Source organism: Massilia sp. UYP11 (assembly GCF_050434805.1).
GTDB lineage: Bacteria > Pseudomonadota > Gammaproteobacteria > Burkholderiales > Burkholderiaceae_D > Telluria.
The window spans coordinates 116,052-134,918 of the sequence record NZ_JBNDJE010000010.1; the positions used below are offsets into that span (position 1 = coordinate 116,052).

The following is an 18,867-nucleotide window of genomic DNA, read 5'->3' on the forward strand; positions in this document are numbered from 1 at the left end:
CCGTCATAGCTTCTGTCATATCCGCTGTCATACCCGCTGTCATACCGTTACTGTCGAGGAAACCCATGCGAGACGAGAACCAATCAGTTCACCTGGAGCAGCTGCTGGCCCGGCTGCGCGACCGTCATGCCGTGATCGGCATCATCGGGCTCGGCTACGTCGGCCTGCCGCTGGCGCTGCGCTACGCCGCCGAGGGCTTCCGCGTCCTCGGGATCGACGTCGACGCCGACAAGGTCGCGCAGCTCAATCGCGGCGGCAGCTATATCGCGCACATCGGCGCCCCCGCGATCGAGGCGGCGCGCGCCGCCGGCTTCGCGGCCAGCACCGACTTCGCGCGCGCGAGCGAGGCCGACGCCCTGGTGATCTGCGTTCCCACCCCGCTCACCGCCTACCGCGAACCCGACCTGTCGTTCGTGATCGGGACCGTCGAATCCCTGCTGCCGCACATGCGGCCCGGCCAGCTGCTGTCGCTCGAGAGCACCACCTATCCCGGCACCACCGAGGAAGAGCTGCGCCCGCGCCTGGAGTCGCGCGGCCTGCGCGTCGGCCACGACGTATTCCTCGTATTCTCGCCCGAACGCGAAGACCCGGGCAATCCCGACTTCCATACCCGCACCATCCCCAAGGTATGCGGCGGCTCCACCAATGCCTGCCTGGAAGCCGGCCTGGCCCTGTACCGCGCCGCCATCGACACGGTGGTGCCGGTCAGCTCGACCCGCGCGGCCGAATTGACCAAGCTGCTCGAGAACATCCACCGCGCGGTCAACATCGGCCTGGTCAACGAGATGAAGATCATCGCCGACCGCATGGGCATCGACATCCACGAGGTGATCCGCGCGGCCGCCACCAAGCCGTTCGGCTTCACCCCGTATTACCCCGGCCCCGGCCTGGGCGGGCATTGCATTCCGATCGATCCCTTCTATCTCACCTGGAAGGCGCGCCAGTATGGCCTGCACACCCGCTTCATCGAACTGGCCGGCGAGATCAACAGCGACATGCCGGGCTGGGTGGTCGGCAAGGTCGCCGACGCCCTCAACGAGCGCGGCCGCGCGGTGATGGGCAGCCGCATCCTGGTGCTGGGCATCTCCTACAAGAAAGACGTCGACGACATGCGCGAGTCGCCCTCGGTGGTGCTGATGGAGCTGTTGCGCGCGCGCGGCGCCACGGTCGACTATTCCGACCCGCACGTCCCGGTCTTTCCGCGCATGCGCGAGCACCACTTCGAACTGTCGAGCGTGCCCCTGAACCCTTCTTCGCTCGCGTCCTATGACGTGGTGCTACTGGCCACCAGCCACAGCGCTTTCGACTACGACCTGGTGCGCCAATACGCCAACCTGATCGTGGACACCCGCGGCGTATACCCGAACCGGTTGCCGAACGTGGTACAGGCCTGAGCGAGTCGGCCCGCCTGTCGATCCGACCCGTCCATCCCACCCATCGAAGCCCACCGTCACGCCCGGAGCCTGCATGCGCCACTACCCTCCTCCCATCCTCGACCGCAAGATCCGCTTTGCCCTGGTCGGCTGCGGCCGCATCGCCCGCAACCACATGGCCGCCATGCGCGAGCACGCCGACCGCTGCGAGCTGGCCGGCGTATGCGACATCGACCCGCTCGTGCGCGAAGAAGCCGCCGGCATCACCGGCGCCCTCCCATATGCCAGCCTCGAGCGCATGCTGGCCGAGCTCGACGCCGACGCCTTCGTGCTCGCCACCCCGTCCGGCCTGCACCCGGCCCAGGCGATCCGCATCGCCGCGGCCGGCCGCCACGTGATCACCGAAAAGCCGATGGCCACGCGCTGGGAAGACGGCAAGCGCATGGTCGCCGCCGCCGACGAGGCCGGGGTGCGGCTGTTCGTGGTCAAGCAGAACCGCCGCAACGCCACCCTGCAACTGCTCAAGCGCGCGGTCGAGAAAAAGCGCTTCGGCCGCATCTACATGGTCAACCTTAATGTCTTCTGGACCCGCCCCGACGAGTACTACCGCAGCGCCGGCTGGCGCGGCACCTGGGAATTCGACGGCGGCGCCTTCATGAACCAGGCCAGCCACTACGTCGACCTGCTCGAATGGATCGTCGGCCCGATCGAAAGCCTGCAAGCCTATACCGCCACCCTGGCGCGCGACATCGAGGTCGAGGATACCGGCGTGATGAGCCTGCGCTGGCGCAACGGCGCGCTGGGCTCGATGAACGTCACCATGCTGACCTGGCCGCGCAATCTCGAAGGCTCGATCACCATCCTCGGCGAACATGGCACCGTGCGCATCGGCGGCGTCGCCGTCAACGAAGTCCAGCAATGGGAATTCGCGCAAGCCGATCCCGACGACGCCCTGGTGGCCGAGGCCAGCTACCAGACCACCTCGGTGTATGGCTTCGGCCATCCGCTCTACTACGACAACGTGATCCGCGTGCTGCGCGGCGAAGCCGAGCCCGAGACCGACGGTCGCGAGGGCCTGAAGTCGCTCGAGGTGCTGGTCGCCGCCTACCGCTCGGCGCGCGACGGCCGCCGCGTCGCCCTGCCGCTGGAGTACTGACCATGGCCGTCATCATCCATTCCAGCGCGATCGTCGACCGCGGCGCCCGGCTCGGCGACGATACCCATGTCTGGCACTTCGCCCACGTCTGCGCCGGCGCACGCATCGGCGCCGCCTGCTCGCTGGGCCAGAACGTCTTCGTCGGCAACGACGTCCGGATCGGCAACGGCGTCAAGATCCAGAACAACGTCTCGATCTACGATGCCGTAACCCTCGAGGACGACGTCTTCTGCGGTCCCAGCATGGTGTTTACCAACGTCTACAACCCGCGCGCAGCGGTGCCGCGCAAGCACGCGTACCGGCGCACCCTGGTGCGGCGCGGGGCCACCATCGGCGCCAATGCCACCATCGTGTGCGGCGTGACGATCGGCCAGTACGCCTTCGTTGCCGCCGGCGCCGTGGTCAATCGCGACGTCGCGCCGCATGCGCTGGTGGCGGGCGTGCCGGCGCGCCAGATCGGCTGGATCAGCCGCACCGGCGAGCGCCTGGCCCTGCCGCTGACCGGCAATGGCGAAGCCCGCTGCCCGCATACCGGCGAGCCCTATGTGCTGCAGGACGGCGCCTGCCGCCCGGCCGACAGCCCGTTCGGCGCGGACGACGGGCGGGGCCCGGCCGAGACCGAAGGCGATTGCGGCGCCGAAGCAGGCGACGGCATCGCACACGCCGCGACCGCCGCAATCGGCAGCGCCCCGAACCCAGGCACCGCACGAGGATAAACCATGGACTTCATCGACCTGAAATCCCAATACCTCGCCTCGCGCGAGCTGATCAACGGCCGCATCCAGGCCGTCCTCGACCACGGACAATACATCCTCGGCCCCGAGGTGGCCGAGCTCGAGGCGCGCCTGGCGCAGCGCACCGGCGCGCGCCACTGCATCACCGTGGCGTCGGGCACCGAGGCGCTCATCATCGCCATGATGGCGCTCGGCATCAAGGCCGGCGACGAAGTGATCACCACCCCATTCTCCTTCATCGCCACCGCCGAAGCCGTGATGCTGGTGGGCGCCACCCCGGTGTTCGTCGACGTCGATGCCGCCACCGGCAACATCGACGCGCGCCTGATCGCCGAGCGCATCACGCCGCGCACGCGCGCCATCATCCCGGTCTCGCTGTACGGCCAGCCGGCCGACATGGACGCCATCAATGCCATCGCCGAACCCTATGGCATCGCCGTCGTCGAGGACGCCGCCCAGAGCTTCGGCGCCACCTACCGCGGCCGCCAGAGCTGCCACTTGTCCACGATCGGCTGCACCAGTTTCTTCCCCAGCAAGCCGCTGGGCTGCTATGGCGACGGCGGCGCCCTGTTCACCGATGACGACGCCCTGGCCCAGGCGATGCGCGAAATCCGCGTCCACGGCCAGTCGCACCGCTACGTGCACACCCGGCTGGGCGTGGGCGGACGCATGGACACCCTGCAGTGCGCCGTGGTGCTGGCCAAGCTCGAACGCTTCGACTGGGAAATCGGGCAGCGCCAGCGCGCCGCGGCCGAGTACGACGCGCTGTTGCGCCACCATGTTCCCATCCTCGCCGTGCGCAACGACCGCAGCAGCGTCCATGCCCAGTACACGGTGCTGGTCGACGATCGCGAGCGGGTGCGCGCGGAGCTTGCCGCCGCCGGCATCCCGACCGCCGTCCACTACCCGGTGCCGATCCACCGCCAGGCCGCCTACGCCCACCTGGCGCCGGACGCCTATCCGGTGGCCGAAGGCCTGGCCCGGCGCGTCCTGAGCCTGCCGATGGGGCCGTTCCTCGACAATGCCGGCGTGCAGCGGGTGGCAGGGGCCTTGCTCGACGCCTGCCGCCAGACGCGCAGCGCCATGCCGGCCGTGGCAACGGACGCGGCGGCGCCCGCCTCGGCTGCGCCCGCCTCGACTGTGCCCGTCTCTGCTGCGGCCGCCTCCCCGGAATCGACCAGCGCAGCGAGCGCCACGCCGGCCACCGCTTCATGAGGCAACTGCCGCCATTCTGGCGCCACGTCGCCACCGTCCTCGGTGGCGCCCTCGGCGCTCAAGCCCTGCCGCTGCTGGCGGCGCCGCTGCTGACGCGCATGTGCACGCCGCAAGAGCTGGGCGCCTACAGCGTCTGGCTCGGCGTGATCACGCTGTCGGCGATCGGCGCCACCCTGCGCATGGAGGCGGCGATGATCCTCGACCACGAAGAGCGACACCAGCGCACCTGCTTCCGGGTCGTGTTCTACAGCGCCACCATCGCCGCATTGCTGCTGACCCTGATTGCCATCACGGCGCGACTGGCCGGCTTCGCGCCGACCCTGCAACTGCCATGGGCGGCCCTGCTCACCATCGGCGCCGGAGCCTGGCTCATCGCCTGCATGCAAACGACGCTCGCCTATGCCACCTCACACAATGCCTTCGGCAAGGCGGCGCGCGCCAAGGTGGTGGCGGCCGCCGTCATCGTCCTGACCCAGCTCGCGCTGCTGTACGCCGGCATGAAAGGGACCGGCCTGATCGCAGGCCACCTGTGCGGCCTGCTGGCCGGCTACCTGTATGCGCGCCGCCTGCTGCGTCCGCCGCGTGCGCCCATCGCCTGCCTGCCCGACCCCGAGCAACGCGCCTACCTGCGGCGCCACCAGGCCTTCTGGCGCTACTCGCTGCCGTCGAACCTGCTCAATGGCGCCGTCAGCCAGTTGCCGCTGTTCCTGATCGGCATGCGCCACGGCGCGCTGGCCGCCGGCCTGTACGCGCTGACCCAGCGCGTGCTGTCGGCGCCGATATCGCTGCTGGCGGCCTCGGTGCTCGAAGTCTTCAAGCGCGAATCGGTGCTCGAATTCCGCGAGCACGGCCATTGCAGCCGCAGCTACCGCCACACCTTCAAGGCGCTGCTGGTGATGGGCATCGGGCCGGCGCTGCTGCTGATAGCCTTCGCCCCGACCCTGTTCGCCACCGTGTTCGGTCCCTCCTGGCGCGAGGCCGGCGAGCTGGCCCAGTTGATGGCGCCGCTGTTCCTGCTGAACTTCGTCGCCAGTCCGCTGAGCTATGTGTTCTTCGTGGCGGGCCGCCAGAAGGCCGACCTGCTGTGGCAGGTAACGCTGTTCGCCACCACCCTCGGCGCCTTTCTGCTGCCGGGCAGCATGCACGAGAACGTGCTGTGGTACGTGATCGGCTATTCCTGCCTCTATCTGGTCTACCTGCACATGTCATGGAACTGCTCGCGCAACGGGCTGGCCACCGCATGAATCCCTTGCCCACGCCGCATCAAGCTGCCCCCACGGCCCTGGATGCCGACAGCGCGCCCGATGCCTGGCAGCGGGCGCTGCAGGGCGGGCCTACCCGGCCCGGCGGCGCGGCGCGCGCCCAGCGCGAGCAGTGGCTGATGATCGCCTGCTTCTTCATGTTGTTCCCGGGCTTCTTCTTCTACCACACCCTGGTCGGCACCGGCGCCACCGGCGCCTTCCTGGGCGGTTACTTCGGCCCGGTGGCGCTGGCCTTTGCCGGCCCGATGTGCCTGGTCTACCTTGGCCGCATGCGGCGCGATGCCCAGCGCCTGACCCTGGTCGACATCCATTACGGCGTCTTCTTCGCGTATTTCGTCGGCGTGGTGGTCGTCAACGCGGCGGCCGGCGCCAACCGCGCCATCGTGACCTACCACATGCTCGCCATCCTGTTCATGGTGCTGGTCTACTTCCAGTTCAGCTTCATCGACTTCGACAGCCGGAGGTTCCGCGTCGTCGGCCTGCTCAGCCTGGCCGGGATGTCGACCATCGTGTTCTCGTATTCGGTCGACGGCGTGTTCTACCTCGGCGCGCTCGGCATCGCCAAGGATACCGATTCTCTCGCCACCTACCAGGGTTTCTCGCGCTCCTATCTGTTTACCTACCTCGCGGTGGCCACGTTCACGCGCAACCTGCCGCTGCGCCTGGCCTTGCATGCCGTGGGCGCGGCCACCCTGTTCGTCAACACCGCGCGCAGCGAATTCGTGGCCCTGCTGTTCGCGATTCCCCTGATCGAATTCTATTATTCGCGCCACAAGCTGTACTTCGTGCTGGCCAGCGTGTGCATCGCCGCCGCCATCGGTCTCTACCTCGACCAGATCCTGGCTTCCCTGCCCTCGAACCGCATCCTCGAACTGTTCGATCTCTCGCACTCGACCTCGGCCAACAAGCGCCAGCAGCTGACCGTGCATGCGGTGCAATCGATCGCCGCGCATCCGATCCTGGGCGACTATGGCAGCTACGCGCCCGGCCATTACTCGCACAACGTGCTGTCGGCCTGGGTCGACCTCGGCCTGTTCGGCATGCTCTACCTGGCGGCGCTTGCCATCGTCCCGATCACGCCGATGTTCTTCCATGAGTACTTCGCCGCGCGCCGGCGCCCGCTGTTCCTGCTGGCCTTCGCTTTCGCCTGCGTGACCATCCTGTTGCTGCTGTCGTCCCATTACTTCACCGACATGCTGCTCAGCGCCACCCTCGGCGCCTGCAGCCGCTATGCCTACGAGAGGAAACATGCCGCGCATCGTCCACATGACCTCGGCGCATCCGCGCTACGACACCCGGATCTTCGTCAAGCAATGCCGCACGCTGGCCAGCCACGGTCATGAAGTGATCCTGGTGGTGGCCGACGGCCTCGGCGACGAGCTGCGCGACGGCGTTCGGATCGTCGACGCCGGGAAACGCGCGCACGCCCCGCAAGGGCGCCGTCCAGGCGCCCTTGCGGGGCGCCGTCCAAGCGCCCTCGTGGAGCGCTTGGACCGCATGCTGTGGACCACGCGCCGGGTCGCCGCGCGCGCACTGGCGTTCGATGCCGATGCCTACCAGTTGCACGACCCGGAACTGCTCCCGGCCGGCCTGCGCCTGCGGCGCGCCGGCATGCGCGTCGTGTTCGACGCCCACGAAGACGTGCCGACCCAGCTGCTCGACAAGCCCTATCTGGCGCCGGGCGTCGCCCGCGTGATCGCGGGCCTGTACGCGCGCTATGAGCGCTACGCCTGCACCCGCCTCGACGGCCTGCTGGCCGCCACGCCCCACATCCGCGAGCGGCTGGCGCGCTGCAATCCACGGACGGTCGACGTTGCCAATTTTCCGCTGCCCGAGGAATTTCCTCCCGAGCGCAGCTGGGACGCGCGCACCGAGATCTGCTACGTCGGCAGCATCTCGGCGATCCGCGGCATCCGCGAGATGGTGCAGGCCTGCGCCCTGCTGCGCACCCCGGTACGGCTGGCCCTGGCCGGCAGCTTCGCCGACCCGGCGCTCGCGCGCGACATGGCGCTGCTGCCGGGCTGGACCCGGATCCGCGCGCTCGGCCACCTCGACCGCGCCGGCGTGGCCCGGGTCATGGAGAGCGCGTTCGCCGGCCTGGTCACCCTGCTGCCGACCGCGAGCTACCGCGATGCGCTGCCGGTCAAGATGTTCGAATACATGGCGGCCGGAATTCCCGTGATCGCGTCGGATTTTCCCCGCTGGCGCGCGATCGTAGAGGCCAGCGATTGCGGCCTGTGCGTCGACCCGCGGGATCCGGCCGCGATTGCCGCCGCCATCGACCGCCTGGCGCAGGATCCGCAGCTGGCCCGGCGCATGGGCGCGAATGGCCGGCGTGCTGTCGAGCAGACGTACAACTGGAAAAACGAGGCGCAGAAGCTGGTGCGGTTTTATGCCGACCTGACCCGGAATCCATTGGCGCACCGCCTGGCGCTGACCTAGCTGGCAGAAATCAACATAGAGAAATAAATGAAATCGCAGAAATAAATTCATGCCGCCCAGCGCCCATTATTTAAGCGGCTTCAAGGAATCGCGCGGCAATCAACCTTATCGTGTAATGCAGACAGACAGGTGAGAATATGTTCTTGCAACACTACAATACATTTATTCAAGCCATTAATTTGCCGGTAGCGAAACTCTGCTTTCACGAGTATATCGATCCGGCGGATATCCGCACGACCTACCGCGCCTTTACCCGGCCGCATCCGCGTTTTCGCATCATTCGCGCCAAGACCGTCGGCGCGGCGCTGATCGACCTGTCGCGCTTTGCCGACCGCCATGCCTACCACGAGCAGATCAAGGCGAAAAACCATGGCGGCTATCACGCGAAACGGGCGCGCAACCGCGGCTACCGTTTCGTCGACATCGACCGCAACGACTATATCGACGACATCCATGCCATCAATACCTCGCTCGATACGCGGCAAGGCCGGCCGATGGACGCTAAATATACCGAAAAATGCGAGGCATTCGACACGCTGCCGCATTTCCGTCATCACGGCATTCTCGATCCGCAAGGGAAACTGGTCGCCTATGCGAGCCTGGGCATTTACGGCAATTTCGCCGCCTTTTCGCAAATGCTGGGCTATCGCAATAACGACGGCATCATGCACCTGCTGCTGGTGGAAGCCATCAGCCGCCTGATCGACGAACGGCAGGTGCGCTACGTCATGTACGACACCTTCTTCGGCGCCCAGCCCGGGCTCAAGACGTTCAAGACCATCCTGGGCTTCCAGCCCTACCGTGCGCAGTATTCACTGCAATGAAGACTTTCTTCAACCGGGTATATGCCGACTACCTGATGCCCAGCCGGCTCGGCGAATACGCAGCGCTGCTGCAGGCGGCGAACGACGCCGGTTACGCACAGATATCGGTGCGCAGCTTCTTCCGCAACCTGAACCACCAGGAGGCGCCGCGCAAGACGCTGGTGCATCGCCACGACATCGACAGCGACCTGCGCACGGCAAAGAAGATGTTCGCGCTGGAGGCGCGGCACGGGGTCCGCGCCAGCTATTACTTCCGCCTGTGCACCCTCGACTACGGCTTCATGCGCGAGATCGAAGCGGCCGGCAGCGAAGCCAGCTACCACTACGAGGAAGTCGCCGATTTCGCCAAGCGCCACCGCATCCGCAAGGGCGACGAGCTGCGCCTGCGCTTTCCCGAGATCCGCGAGCTGTTTGCACGCAATATTGCCCAGATCGCTGCGCGCCTGGGCGCGCCGCTGGCCACCGTGGCCAGCCATGGCGACTTCGCCAACCGCCGCCTGAACGTGATCAACCACGAGCTGCTGCGTGACCGCGCGCTGCGCACCCGCTGCGGCATCGAGTGCGAATCCTACGACGCCGAATTGCTGCGCGGCTTCGACCTGTACATCAGCGACCGCAAGCATCCCGTCTACTACACGCCGATGTCGCCCTTCGCCGCCCTCGGCCATTACGACCGCATCTGCATGCTCACCCACCCGGTGCAATGGGAAACCAACTGGATCGAGAATACCCGCTGCAACTGGCGGCGGCTGGTCGAGGAAATGGCTTGGCGCATCTGAAGCAGATGACGCCCATGACGACTATGAACATCCTGCTCATCAACCACTACGCCGGCTCGGTCCATCACGGGATGGAGTACCGCCCCTATTACCTGGCGCGCGAATGGGTCCGCGCCGGGCACCGGGTGCAGATCGTGGCCGCCTCGCATTCGCACCTGCGCCGCCAGGGCCCCGCCATGGCCGGCCGCAGCCGCCTCAACGAGGACATCGACGGCATCCACTACACCTGGCTGCGCACCCCTGACTACGCCGGCAATGGCGCCGGCCGCGTGCGCAATATGCTGGCCTTCGTGGCGCGCCTGTGGCGCGAGGCGCCGCGCCTGGCGCGGACCGTCGCGCCGCAAGCCGTGATCGCCTCCAGCACCTATCCGCTCGACATCTGGCCGGCGCACCGGATCGCCCGCCTGGCGGGAGCGCGCCTGCTGCATGAGGTGCACGACCTGTGGCCGCTGTCGCCGATGGAACTTGGCGGACATTCGCGCCACCATCCCTTCATCATGTTGCTCCAGGCGGCCGAGAACCATGCCTGCCGCCACGCCGACGCCATCGTCTCGATCCTGCCCCGGGTGCGCCAGCACCTGGAGGCGCGCGGCATGGCGCCGCACAAGCTGCACCTGATCCCGAACGGCATCGATCCGGACGAATGGCCGGCCACCAGCTCCCTGCCGCCACAAGCGGACGCGCCATGCCACGGATCGGACACGTTGCCGCCCGCCGCGGTCCCCGTCCTTGCTCTCCTCGACCGCCTGCGCGCCGCGGGACGATTGATCGTCGGCTATGCCGGCAGCCACGGCCTGGCCAATGCGCTCGACACCTTGCTCGACGCCGCCCACCTGCTGCGCCAGCGGCCGCTTTCCTTCGTTCTGGTCGGCGCCGGGCCCGAGAAGGACCGGCTGCGGCGCCAGGCGCGCGCGCTCGGGCTCGATCACGTCCACTTCGCCGATCCGGTCCCGAAGCGCGCCATCCCGGCCCTGCTGGCGCGCTTCGACATCGCCTTCCTCGGGTGGCGGCGCCAGCCTCTGTACCGCTTCGGCATCGCGCCCAACAAGCTTCTCGACTACATGATGGCAGGCTGCCCGGTCCTGCATGCGGTCGAGGCCGGCAACGATCCGGTGGCCGAAACCGGCTGCGGCATCAGCGTGGCGCCCGACGATCCGTCCGCCCTGGCCGAGGGACTGGCGCGCCTGATGGCGCTCGATCCACACACCCGCCGGGCGCTGGGCGAGCGCGGCCGCCGCCACGTGCTGGACCACCTGAGCTATCCGGTCCTGGCCCGCCGCTTCCTCGCCGTACTCGCACAGGAGACCCACCATGCCTGACCGGACCGCATCCGATTCCGCTCCTCCCCCTGCCGCCGCTGCCTCTGCCGAGTCCTTCCTGCCCTTCGCCCTGCCCGACATCGGCGAAGAAGAGATCCGCGCGGTCGAAGCCTGCCTGCGCTCGGGCTGGGTCACCACCGGCCCCGTCACGCGGCGCTTCGAAACGGCCTTTCGCGACTACCTCGGCGGCGAGGTCGAGGCGATCGCCGTCAATTCCGCCACCGCCGGCCTGCATCTGGCGCTGGAGGCGGCCGGCGTCAAGCCGGACGACGAAGTCATCGTGCCGACCCTGACCTTCACCGCGAGCGCCGAAGTCGTGCGCTACCTCGGCGCCCGGCCGGTGTTCGTCGATGCCGACCCGTACACCCTCAACCTGGACCCGGCCGCGGTGGCCGCCGCGATCACGCCGCGCACGCGCGCCATCGTCCCCGTGCACTTCGCCGGGATGGCCGCCGACATGGACGCCATCGGCCATCTCGCGCGCCGCCACGGCCTGCGCGTCATCGAGGATGCGGCCCATGCCTTTCCCACGCGCCACCGCAGCCGGCTGGTGGGCACGCTCGACAGCGACGTGACGGTGTTCAGCTTCTATGCCAACAAGACCATGACCACCGGCGAGGGCGGCATGGTCGTCACGCGCGACCCGCGCCTGGCCGAACGGATCCGCTGCATGCGCCTGCATGGCATCAGCCGCGACGCCTTCGACCGCTATACCGCGCGCACCCCATCGTGGTATTACGAGGTGGTCGCCGCCGGCTTCAAGTACAACCTGACCGATATCGCGTCCGCGATCGGCATCGAGCAGCTGCGCAAGATCGACCGCTTCCAGCAGCGCCGCACCGCACTGGCCGAGCGCTACGACGCGGCGCTGGCCGGGCTGCCCCTGATCCTGCCGGCGCGCCCGGCGCCGGGTTCCGGCTCCACCCACGCCTGGCACCTGTACGTGGTGCGCCTGGACCGCGCGGCGCAGGATGGCGCGCTCGGCCAAAGCACGGCGCACGGTGCACGCGATGCGCTGATCGCCAGGCTGGCCGAGCGCGGCATCGGCACCAGCGTTCACTTCATCCCGCTGCACCGCCAGCCCTACTGGCGCGACAGCTGCGGCCTGCGCCCCGCCGACTTCCCGGTCGCCGAGGCAGCCTTCGGGGCGATGCTGTCCCTGCCGCTATATACCCGCATGAGCGACGCCGACCAGGAGCGGGTAATCGCGGCGCTGCACGGACTGCTGTCATGAGCAAGCGCCTGTTCGACCTGGCGGCGTCGCTGGCGGGATTGCTGTTGCTGTCGCCGTTGCTGCTTGCGATCGCCTTGTGGATCAAATGGGATTCGCCGGGCCCGGTGCTGTACCGCCAGCAGCGCGTCGGGCGCGGCGGCGCGCTGTTTACGATCTACAAATTCCGTACCATGCACCAGCGACTCGACGGCGGCTTGGCGCTCACGGTCGGCGCCGACCCGCGCATCACCCACGCCGGCGCCGTGCTGCGCCGCTACAAGCTGGACGAGCTGCCGCAGCTGTTCAACGTCGTCAATGGAAGCATGAGCCTGGTCGGACCGCGGCCCGAAGTGCCGTGCTACGTGGCCCACTATCCCGAGCCGCTGCGCCGCATCGTGCTGTCGGTCGCGCCTGGCATCACCGACTGGGCCTCGATCCTGTACAAGGACGAGAACGCGGTGCTGGCGCGCGCGGGCGACCCGGAGCGCGCCTATATCGACACCGTGCTGCCGGCCAAGCTGCACTACTACGTGCGTTATGTGCGCGAACGCACGTTCTGGATCGACGTGAAGATCATCCTGCGCACCCTGGCCGCGATCGTTCGCTGAGCACCACATGGATGGTCGAGCGATGCTGCGCGTCCTGCACCTGGGCGACCTCGATGTCGCGCTGCCGCTGGGAGCGGCGCTGGCGGCCTGGCTGCTGGCCGCCGGGGCCTGGCGCACGGCGCTGCGCTGGGGGGCGTGTTTCGGCGCGGCGGTGGCGCTGGTCGGCGGCACCAAGATCGCGCACCTGGGCTGGGGCACCGATTTCTCCATGCTCGAGTTCAAGGCGATCAGCGGCCACGCCACGCTGGTCGGGGCGCTGTATCCATTTGCGGCCTGGGTGCTGCTGTTGCACCGGGGCCAGCTGGCGGCGCGGCTGGGCCTGGCGCTCGGCCTGCTGCTGGGCATGGCCTTCGCAGGCATGCTGGTGGCGACCGGCGAGCATACGGCCGCCGAGGCGTTCAGCGGCTGGGTGCTGGGCGCCGCCGTCAGCCTGCTTGGCGCAGCCTGGTCGGGCGACCTGGAGCGGGCTCGGCTGCTGCCGGCGATCTGGTGGTCGCTGCCGGTATTCGCGGTCGGCGCCTGGCTGATGGAATTCGCGCACGTCGGTTACTGGATGATCCTGGTGGCCCTGGCGCTGTCGGGCAATAGCCATCCCTATCCCTGGGATGCCTGCTAACTCACGCAGAAAGGAGCTTCACCATGCCGTCCCTCTCGCTTCCCACGATCCGCTGTCGGAACCAATCCAACCTGCACGACCATCCCATGCAATCGCTGGCGCTCTCGCTGCTGCGCGGCATCGCAGCGCTCGAGGTCGCCGCTGGCCACCTGCGCTCCGAAATCTATCCCGGCCTGCGCTCACTGCAAGACCCGACGTTCGCTTACCAGGTATTCGCCTTCGTGACCGGCTTCGCCCACCAGGCGGTGGTGGTGTTCTTCCTGATCAGCGGCTGGCTCGTCGGCGGCAGCCTGTTGAACCGCCTGCACCAGCCGCGCGCCCTCGCCAACTACGCGATCGACCGCGTCACCCGGCTGTGGACCGTCCTGCTGCCGACCCTGTTGCTGATTCTCCTGGTCGGCCTGGCCATCGGCGTGGCGCAGCCCGGGGCGATCGATCTGTCGCCGTCCAATGACTACTCGGCCTCGAGCTTCGTCGGCAACCTGCTCGGCCTGCAGACGTTCCTCGTCCCGAATTTTGGCGGCAACTACGCCTTGTGGAGCCTGACCTACGAGACCTGGTACTACGTGCAGTTCCCGCTGCTGGCCCTGGTGCTGTTCGGCCATGGTCGCTTCAAGCGCCTTGCCTGCGCAGCCGCCTTCGTGGTGCTGGTGATCGTGCTGCCGAAGATGATCTCGATGTACTTCATGCTGTGGCTGCTCGGGGCGGCATTCTCGCGCATCGAACTGGATTGCGGAAACGGCCTGCGCGTGGTGCTGGGCCTGCTGACGATCGGCTTGTTCAGCTATTACCGGCTGACCGGCAGCACCAATGAACTGGTGCCGGAATCCTTCGTGCAAGACATGATCTGCAGCGTTCCCCTGCTGCTGTTGCTGTCCTCGCTGCATCAGCGGGTCGACCCTTCCGCCCCGCGCTTCCTGCGTATCAACCGCATCGCCACCTTCTTTTCGGAGTTCTCGTTCACCCTGTACGTCACCCACCTGCCGCTGATCTTCCTGGCCATCCACATCGGCGGCAAGACGTTCGGACGTGACCAGCTCAATCCCTTCGTGACGCTGGATTACCTCTGGTATGGCGCGCTGTTCCTGGGCCTGGTCGGCTTCGCCTATGTGTTCTACCTGGCGTTCGAGCGCAATACCTTCCGCATCCGCCGGGCAGTGAAGGACTGGCTGCTCGCGCCACGCACCAACCGCACCCCCGTGTCGGTCCTGTCGCCGGATTGAGTACGCCTGGGCCAGTCGGTGAGTGCGCTGGCTGGCGCGCTCGCTGGCCGGCCTGTTCGCTGACCAGCCTGTTCGCTGACCAGCCTGTTCGCTCGCCGGCCTGTTCACTCGCCGGCTATTCATTGGCCTGAATTTACAGGCCGGCATTCACTGACCGGAATATTCCCCGAGCGGCGCAGTCGCCATCCGAAGTACTCGCTGGCCGGCACGCCATATGATGGAATCACTGCCGTGCGCCGTAGGATGGAATAGCTGCCGTGCGCCGAATGGTGGAATCACTGCCGTGTGCCGTAGGCTGGAATAGCTGCCGTGCATTGCGCGCAGGCCCCCAGGCGCACTGCGTGAGGTCGGAGTTTCCCCTGCACGCTGCCCATTGCGGTGCTCCCGATGCAGCGCGGTCGCTGCAACGTGCCGGAACGCAGTCGATGCGACACGCGAGGCGCCAGCATGGACCCGGCGCCGCCATCACCGGGAACGGCCGCATGGCGTCGTCCAGGCAAGCGCTCCCAGCTTGCCCTGCGGCGCGGCCGCTGTCAGGCAACAGCACGCGCAGCAACGCAGGCACGATGGCGGCCGGCGCGCCGGCCGCCCTCCCCTCAGGCCGCGTACCCCAGTTGCGCCGTCCCGTATTGCGAGCGGTCTTCGCCCAGACGTAGCGCCATGTCGTTGAACAGCACCCCGCGCGGCGAGATGCCGGCGTGGTTGAGGCGCTTGATCGACTCGTTGATGTGGTTCTCGGTCGTCACGCCCGAGCGGGCCACGATGAACACGGCGCCGGCATGGGCGCCGATGATGAGCGCATCGGCCACCGCCAGCAATGGCGGCGGGTCGAGCAGCACCAGGTCGTAGCGTTCACTGACCAGCTCGAGCAGATTACCGAGGTTCAGTTGCAGCAGGAACTCCGAACGGTTGGTCGGCAACTCTCCGGTCGGGATGAAATCCAGGTTATCCAGTACGCTTCGGTGGATGACCTCGTCGACCGGCATGGCGCCCACGATTGCCCGCGACAGGCCCGGCGAGCGATCGACGCCGAAGTAGCGGTGCAGGTGCCCGTTGCGCAGGTCGGCGTCGATCAGCAGTACGCGCATGCCGGTGGCCGCCATCACCGCCGCGAAATTGGCGGTCACGAAGGATTTCCCCAGCCCGCGCGTGGGGCCGGCGATCATGACCACATTGTTCTTGAAGTGGGGCATGGAAAAGCGCAAGGCGGCGCGGAAGCTGCGCAGGCTCTCGACGGCGGGATCCTCGGGCAGCACCTGGGCCAGCAGCGGCAATCCGCCGTCCGGCTTCACCTTGCGCATGAGCTTGTCCTCATTGCCGCTGTGCGGAATGGTGGCATACACCACCCGCGCCCGCAGCATCCGCTCGATCTTGGCGGGATCGTCGATCCCGCCGCGCATGGCCTTGCGGGTGAAAGCGATCAGGGTGCCGAGGAACAGGCCGGTGACCACCGCCAGCGCCACGATCAGCGGCCGGTTCGGCTTGATCGGCCGCTCGGGCTCGATCGGCGCATCGACCAGCCGCACATTGCTGACCCGGCCGACCGAGATCAGGCGCAGCTGCTGGGCCGTGTTCGACAGCGCCGTGTAGAGGTCAGTATTGACCTTGATGTCGCGCGTCAGGCGCGCCTCGTCCTGCTCCATCACCGGCAAGGTGCGGATGCGGGCCGCGATCGCCTCGATCTCGGCGTCGACCTCGCGCCGCTGGCGATTGACGGCGGCGACCACCGGGTGGTCTTCGGTAAAGCGGGCCAGCAATTCGGTTTTTTTCTGCGTCAGTTCCATGCGGCGCGCACGCGCAGAAGCCGCCTGCGCCAGGCTCATGCGCGCTTCTTCGCGCAGGTCGACCGTGCCGTGGGCATTGCGGAACTGGTTATAGCGGTCTTCGGACTGCTCCAGCTGGCGCTTCAGGATCGGCAATTGCTGGTTCAGGAAAGCCAGCGACTTTTCGGCTTCCTCGGTCTTGCGCGCCAGGTTCTGGCGCATGTATTCACGGCCAATCTCGCTCAGCAAACTGTTGATGCGGTCGGCGTCCTGGCCCTGCATCTTGACCTCGATCACGCCCGACTGCTTGCCCTGCTCCGTGATGACCATGGAGCGCTGGATGCCCTGGATCGTGCCCAGGCGCGACTTGCGCTTGATCTTGAAACGGGCGCCGGGATTGGCGACCAGGCGGTCGACCTTGATCTCGACCAGCCCGTCCGGCGTCTGCACCCGGTAGCGCTGGCCGACGCTGGCATCGAAGGCGATACGCTGGCCGCCTCCGGAAAAGCGGTAGCGGTTGTTGGCGCGCGCGGTGATCACGAATTCACGATTGAGCCAGTTGTCGGGCACCTCGAACACCGATACCGCTGCGCGCTCGCCACCCCATACGAAGCCGCCGTAGCCGAACAGCCCGGGCTTCGACAGCGCGCCGCCGTTCTGGTTCGCGAACCACGAGCCGAGCACCGGGAAGTACTTCGGGTGCACCTCGACGTACAGCTGCAGGTTGTCGACCGCGCGCGAGACCACCATGCGCGAGCGCAGCAACTCCATCTCGGCGATCGCCGCCTTCTTGGTCTCGAACAGCGACGAGGCCTCGCTCAGGATGTTCTTCGAGGCGTTCGGACTTTCTTCCTCGACGTGGATCATCAGGTTCGCTTCGTAGACCGGATTGGCCACCAGCGCATACAGCACCGCGACGATCGTGATGATCGCCGTGATGCTGCCGATCAGCCAGCGGCTGTCGTAGAGGGTGTTGAGATAGCCTTTCAGGTCGACCGTCGGCTCTTCGGGCAAGGGCTCGGGCGGGAGTGGGTCGAACGGCACCGACAGCACTGGCGGGCTGTGCGAGACCTGTTTCAGCGAATGCGCCTCGTGCGGGCTGGTCATGGCGAGACTCCTCGGGACGGCTCAGGCAGCGGCGCTGCTCAGGGACGATTCGTGACACCGACGGCATTCGTCAATGCGCCGGGGAACAGCAGGCTCAGATGGCGGTTCCAGTTCGCCAGCGGCGAGGCGGCGACGTACACGACGTCCTTGGGCCGCAGTTCGAAGGACTCGGCCATCGCCAGCGCGCCGGAGTCGCGCGCATCGAGCCGGAACACGCGGGTACGGTCCGGCGCCTTGCGCACCACGTACACCTGGCGCGCGTCGCCGCTCAGGGGACTGATGCCGCCCGTCTCGCCGAGCGCCTCGTTGAGCGTGAGCCGGCCATTGTGCATGGTGAGCGCCTTCGGCGAGATCACCTCGCCCGACACGAACACCTTGCTCTCGTCGCGCGAATGCACGCGCACGACGTCGCCATGCGCCAGCAGGATGGCGCCCGGATTGACGCCCTTCTGCACCAGCTCGCGCAAATTGACCTGGTAGCGCGCGTCGCCACGCTCGATCACGATGCGGCTCTGGTCAGCGCCCGGCTGCATGCCGCCGGCGCGGTTCAGCGCCTCGACGAGGGTCATCGGGATGTCGTCGATCGCCTGCAGGCCGGGTGTGCGCACCTCGCCGTCGACGTAGACGCGGCGGCTGCGGTAAGCCTGCACGCGCAGGGTGACGTTCGGATTGGCGATATAGCGCGCGAGCTTGCCGGTGAGCAGAGCGCGCGCTTCTTCCTCCGTCTTGCCGTCGACAGCGAGCAGGCCGATCAGGGGGAACTGGATGCGGCCCTGGTGGTCGACCGCGAAGCCGGGCGGCGTCGCGTTCGGCTGGACGACGCCACTGTCGGCGGCCGAGGCGGCCATGGTCATGCCGCCGGCGGCCAGCTCCGGATGGTCCCAGACCACGATCGACAGGATGTCGCCGCGTCCGATGGTGTAAGGCGGCGGCTGGGACACGAACAGGGGTGTGAGGTCTTGCCGGGCAGCGCTGGCCTGCGCCGCGCGCTCTTTCTCGATCAGGGTTTCGGTGATCAGCTCGGTGGTGGGCGCCGGCGCATCGCCGGGACCGCCCGGGCGCGCCGCTTCGCGAAAGCCAATGCCGGTCGCACAGGCCGACAGGGCAAGACACAAGGCAAGCATCAGGGCAACCGGGAGCGCGCATGCAGGCGCACGCCCGCGCAGAGGTCGGCATGGCCGCACGATGGAAACGACGCTGAGCGCAGCGCCGGATGCAGCGCAAAGCGCAGCG

At 67.6% G+C, this 18,867-nt stretch carries 16 protein-coding genes; 14 read left to right on the forward strand and 2 right to left on the reverse strand.

The window, feature by feature from the left end; all coding sequences use genetic code 11:
* The first annotated feature begins 65 nt into the window (after positions 1-65).
* The 14 genes from ABIB38_RS15180 (at position 66) to ABIB38_RS15245 (ending at position 14,764) form a co-directional block, all read left to right on the forward strand.
* Complete coding sequence (locus ABIB38_RS15180; protein WP_429205069.1) at positions 66-1,394, forward strand: nucleotide sugar dehydrogenase; 1,329 nt, start codon at positions 66-68, stop codon at positions 1,392-1,394.
* Positions 1,395-1,467: 73 nt separating this feature from the next.
* On the forward strand, positions 1,468-2,529 hold the full coding sequence (locus ABIB38_RS15185; protein ID WP_429205070.1) for a Gfo/Idh/MocA family protein: 1,062 nt from the start codon (positions 1,468-1,470) through the stop codon (positions 2,527-2,529).
* A 2-nt stretch (positions 2,530-2,531) separates the two neighbouring features.
* Entirely contained in the window at positions 2,532-3,245 is a 714-nt protein-coding gene (locus ABIB38_RS15190) for an acyltransferase (protein WP_429205071.1), read from the forward strand.
* Between the two features lie 3 nt (positions 3,246-3,248).
* Positions 3,249-4,478 carry a DegT/DnrJ/EryC1/StrS family aminotransferase gene (locus tag ABIB38_RS15195; RefSeq protein ID WP_429205073.1) on the forward strand — a complete coding sequence of 410 codons (1,230 nt, stop codon included), beginning with the start codon at positions 3,249-3,251 and terminating at the stop codon, positions 4,476-4,478.
* Positions 4,475-5,722 carry a lipopolysaccharide biosynthesis protein gene (locus ABIB38_RS15200; RefSeq protein ID WP_429205075.1) on the forward strand — a complete coding sequence of 416 codons (1,248 nt, stop codon included), beginning with the start codon at positions 4,475-4,477 and terminating at the stop codon, positions 5,720-5,722. Before ABIB38_RS15195 ends, ABIB38_RS15200 begins: the two co-directional genes overlap by 4 nt.
* On the forward strand, positions 5,686-7,083 hold the full coding sequence (locus tag ABIB38_RS15205) for an O-antigen ligase family protein (protein WP_429205077.1): 1,398 nt from the start codon (positions 5,686-5,688) through the stop codon (positions 7,081-7,083). Before ABIB38_RS15200 ends, ABIB38_RS15205 begins: the two co-directional genes overlap by 37 nt.
* Positions 6,989-8,182 (forward strand): glycosyltransferase, encoded by a 1,194-nt coding sequence (locus tag ABIB38_RS15210; RefSeq protein ID WP_429205079.1) that lies wholly within the window; start codon positions 6,989-6,991, stop codon positions 8,180-8,182. The genes ABIB38_RS15205 and ABIB38_RS15210 overlap by 95 nt, the downstream gene beginning before the upstream one ends.
* A gap of 179 nt (positions 8,183-8,361) precedes the next feature.
* Positions 8,362-9,006 carry a hypothetical protein gene (locus ABIB38_RS15215; RefSeq protein WP_429205081.1) on the forward strand — a complete coding sequence of 215 codons (645 nt, stop codon included), beginning with the start codon at positions 8,362-8,364 and terminating at the stop codon, positions 9,004-9,006.
* On the forward strand, positions 9,003-9,785 hold the full coding sequence (locus tag ABIB38_RS15220) for a hypothetical protein (protein WP_429205082.1): 783 nt from the start codon (positions 9,003-9,005) through the stop codon (positions 9,783-9,785). Before ABIB38_RS15215 ends, ABIB38_RS15220 begins: the two co-directional genes overlap by 4 nt.
* 14 nt (positions 9,786-9,799) lie before the next feature.
* Positions 9,800-11,104 (forward strand): glycosyltransferase family 4 protein, encoded by a 1,305-nt coding sequence (locus ABIB38_RS15225; RefSeq protein ID WP_429205083.1) that lies wholly within the window; start codon positions 9,800-9,802, stop codon positions 11,102-11,104.
* The gene (locus ABIB38_RS15230) at positions 11,097-12,338 is read left to right on the forward strand and encodes a DegT/DnrJ/EryC1/StrS family aminotransferase (RefSeq protein ID WP_429205084.1); all 1,242 of its coding nucleotides are present in this window, start codon (positions 11,097-11,099) and stop codon (positions 12,336-12,338) included. The genes ABIB38_RS15225 and ABIB38_RS15230 overlap by 8 nt, the downstream gene beginning before the upstream one ends.
* A complete protein-coding gene (locus ABIB38_RS15235; RefSeq protein WP_429205085.1) occupies positions 12,335-12,925 on the forward strand; it encodes a sugar transferase in 591 nt (196 codons plus the stop codon). The genes ABIB38_RS15230 and ABIB38_RS15235 overlap by 4 nt, the downstream gene beginning before the upstream one ends.
* Positions 12,926-12,932: 7 nt before the next feature.
* Positions 12,933-13,541, forward strand: a complete 609-nt coding sequence (locus tag ABIB38_RS15240) for a hypothetical protein (RefSeq protein ID WP_429205086.1) — start codon at positions 12,933-12,935, stop codon at positions 13,539-13,541.
* An 86-nt stretch (positions 13,542-13,627) separates the two neighbouring features.
* The gene (locus ABIB38_RS15245; RefSeq protein WP_429205087.1) at positions 13,628-14,764 is read left to right on the forward strand and encodes an acyltransferase family protein; all 1,137 of its coding nucleotides are present in this window, start codon (positions 13,628-13,630) and stop codon (positions 14,762-14,764) included.
* Between the two features lie 596 nt (positions 14,765-15,360).
* On the opposite strand, the gene ABIB38_RS15250 is transcribed toward ABIB38_RS15245, so the two are convergent.
* Both ABIB38_RS15250 and ABIB38_RS15255 read right to left on the reverse strand, forming a co-directional pair.
* The gene (locus ABIB38_RS15250) at positions 15,361-17,634 is read right to left on the reverse strand and encodes a polysaccharide biosynthesis tyrosine autokinase (RefSeq protein ID WP_429205090.1); all 2,274 of its coding nucleotides are present in this window, start codon (positions 17,632-17,634) and stop codon (positions 15,361-15,363) included.
* 38 nt (positions 17,635-17,672) lie between these two features.
* Complete coding sequence (locus tag ABIB38_RS15255; RefSeq protein WP_429205091.1) at positions 17,673-18,758, reverse strand: polysaccharide biosynthesis/export family protein; 1,086 nt, start codon at positions 18,756-18,758, stop codon at positions 17,673-17,675.
* Positions 18,759-18,867 lie beyond the last annotated feature (109 nt).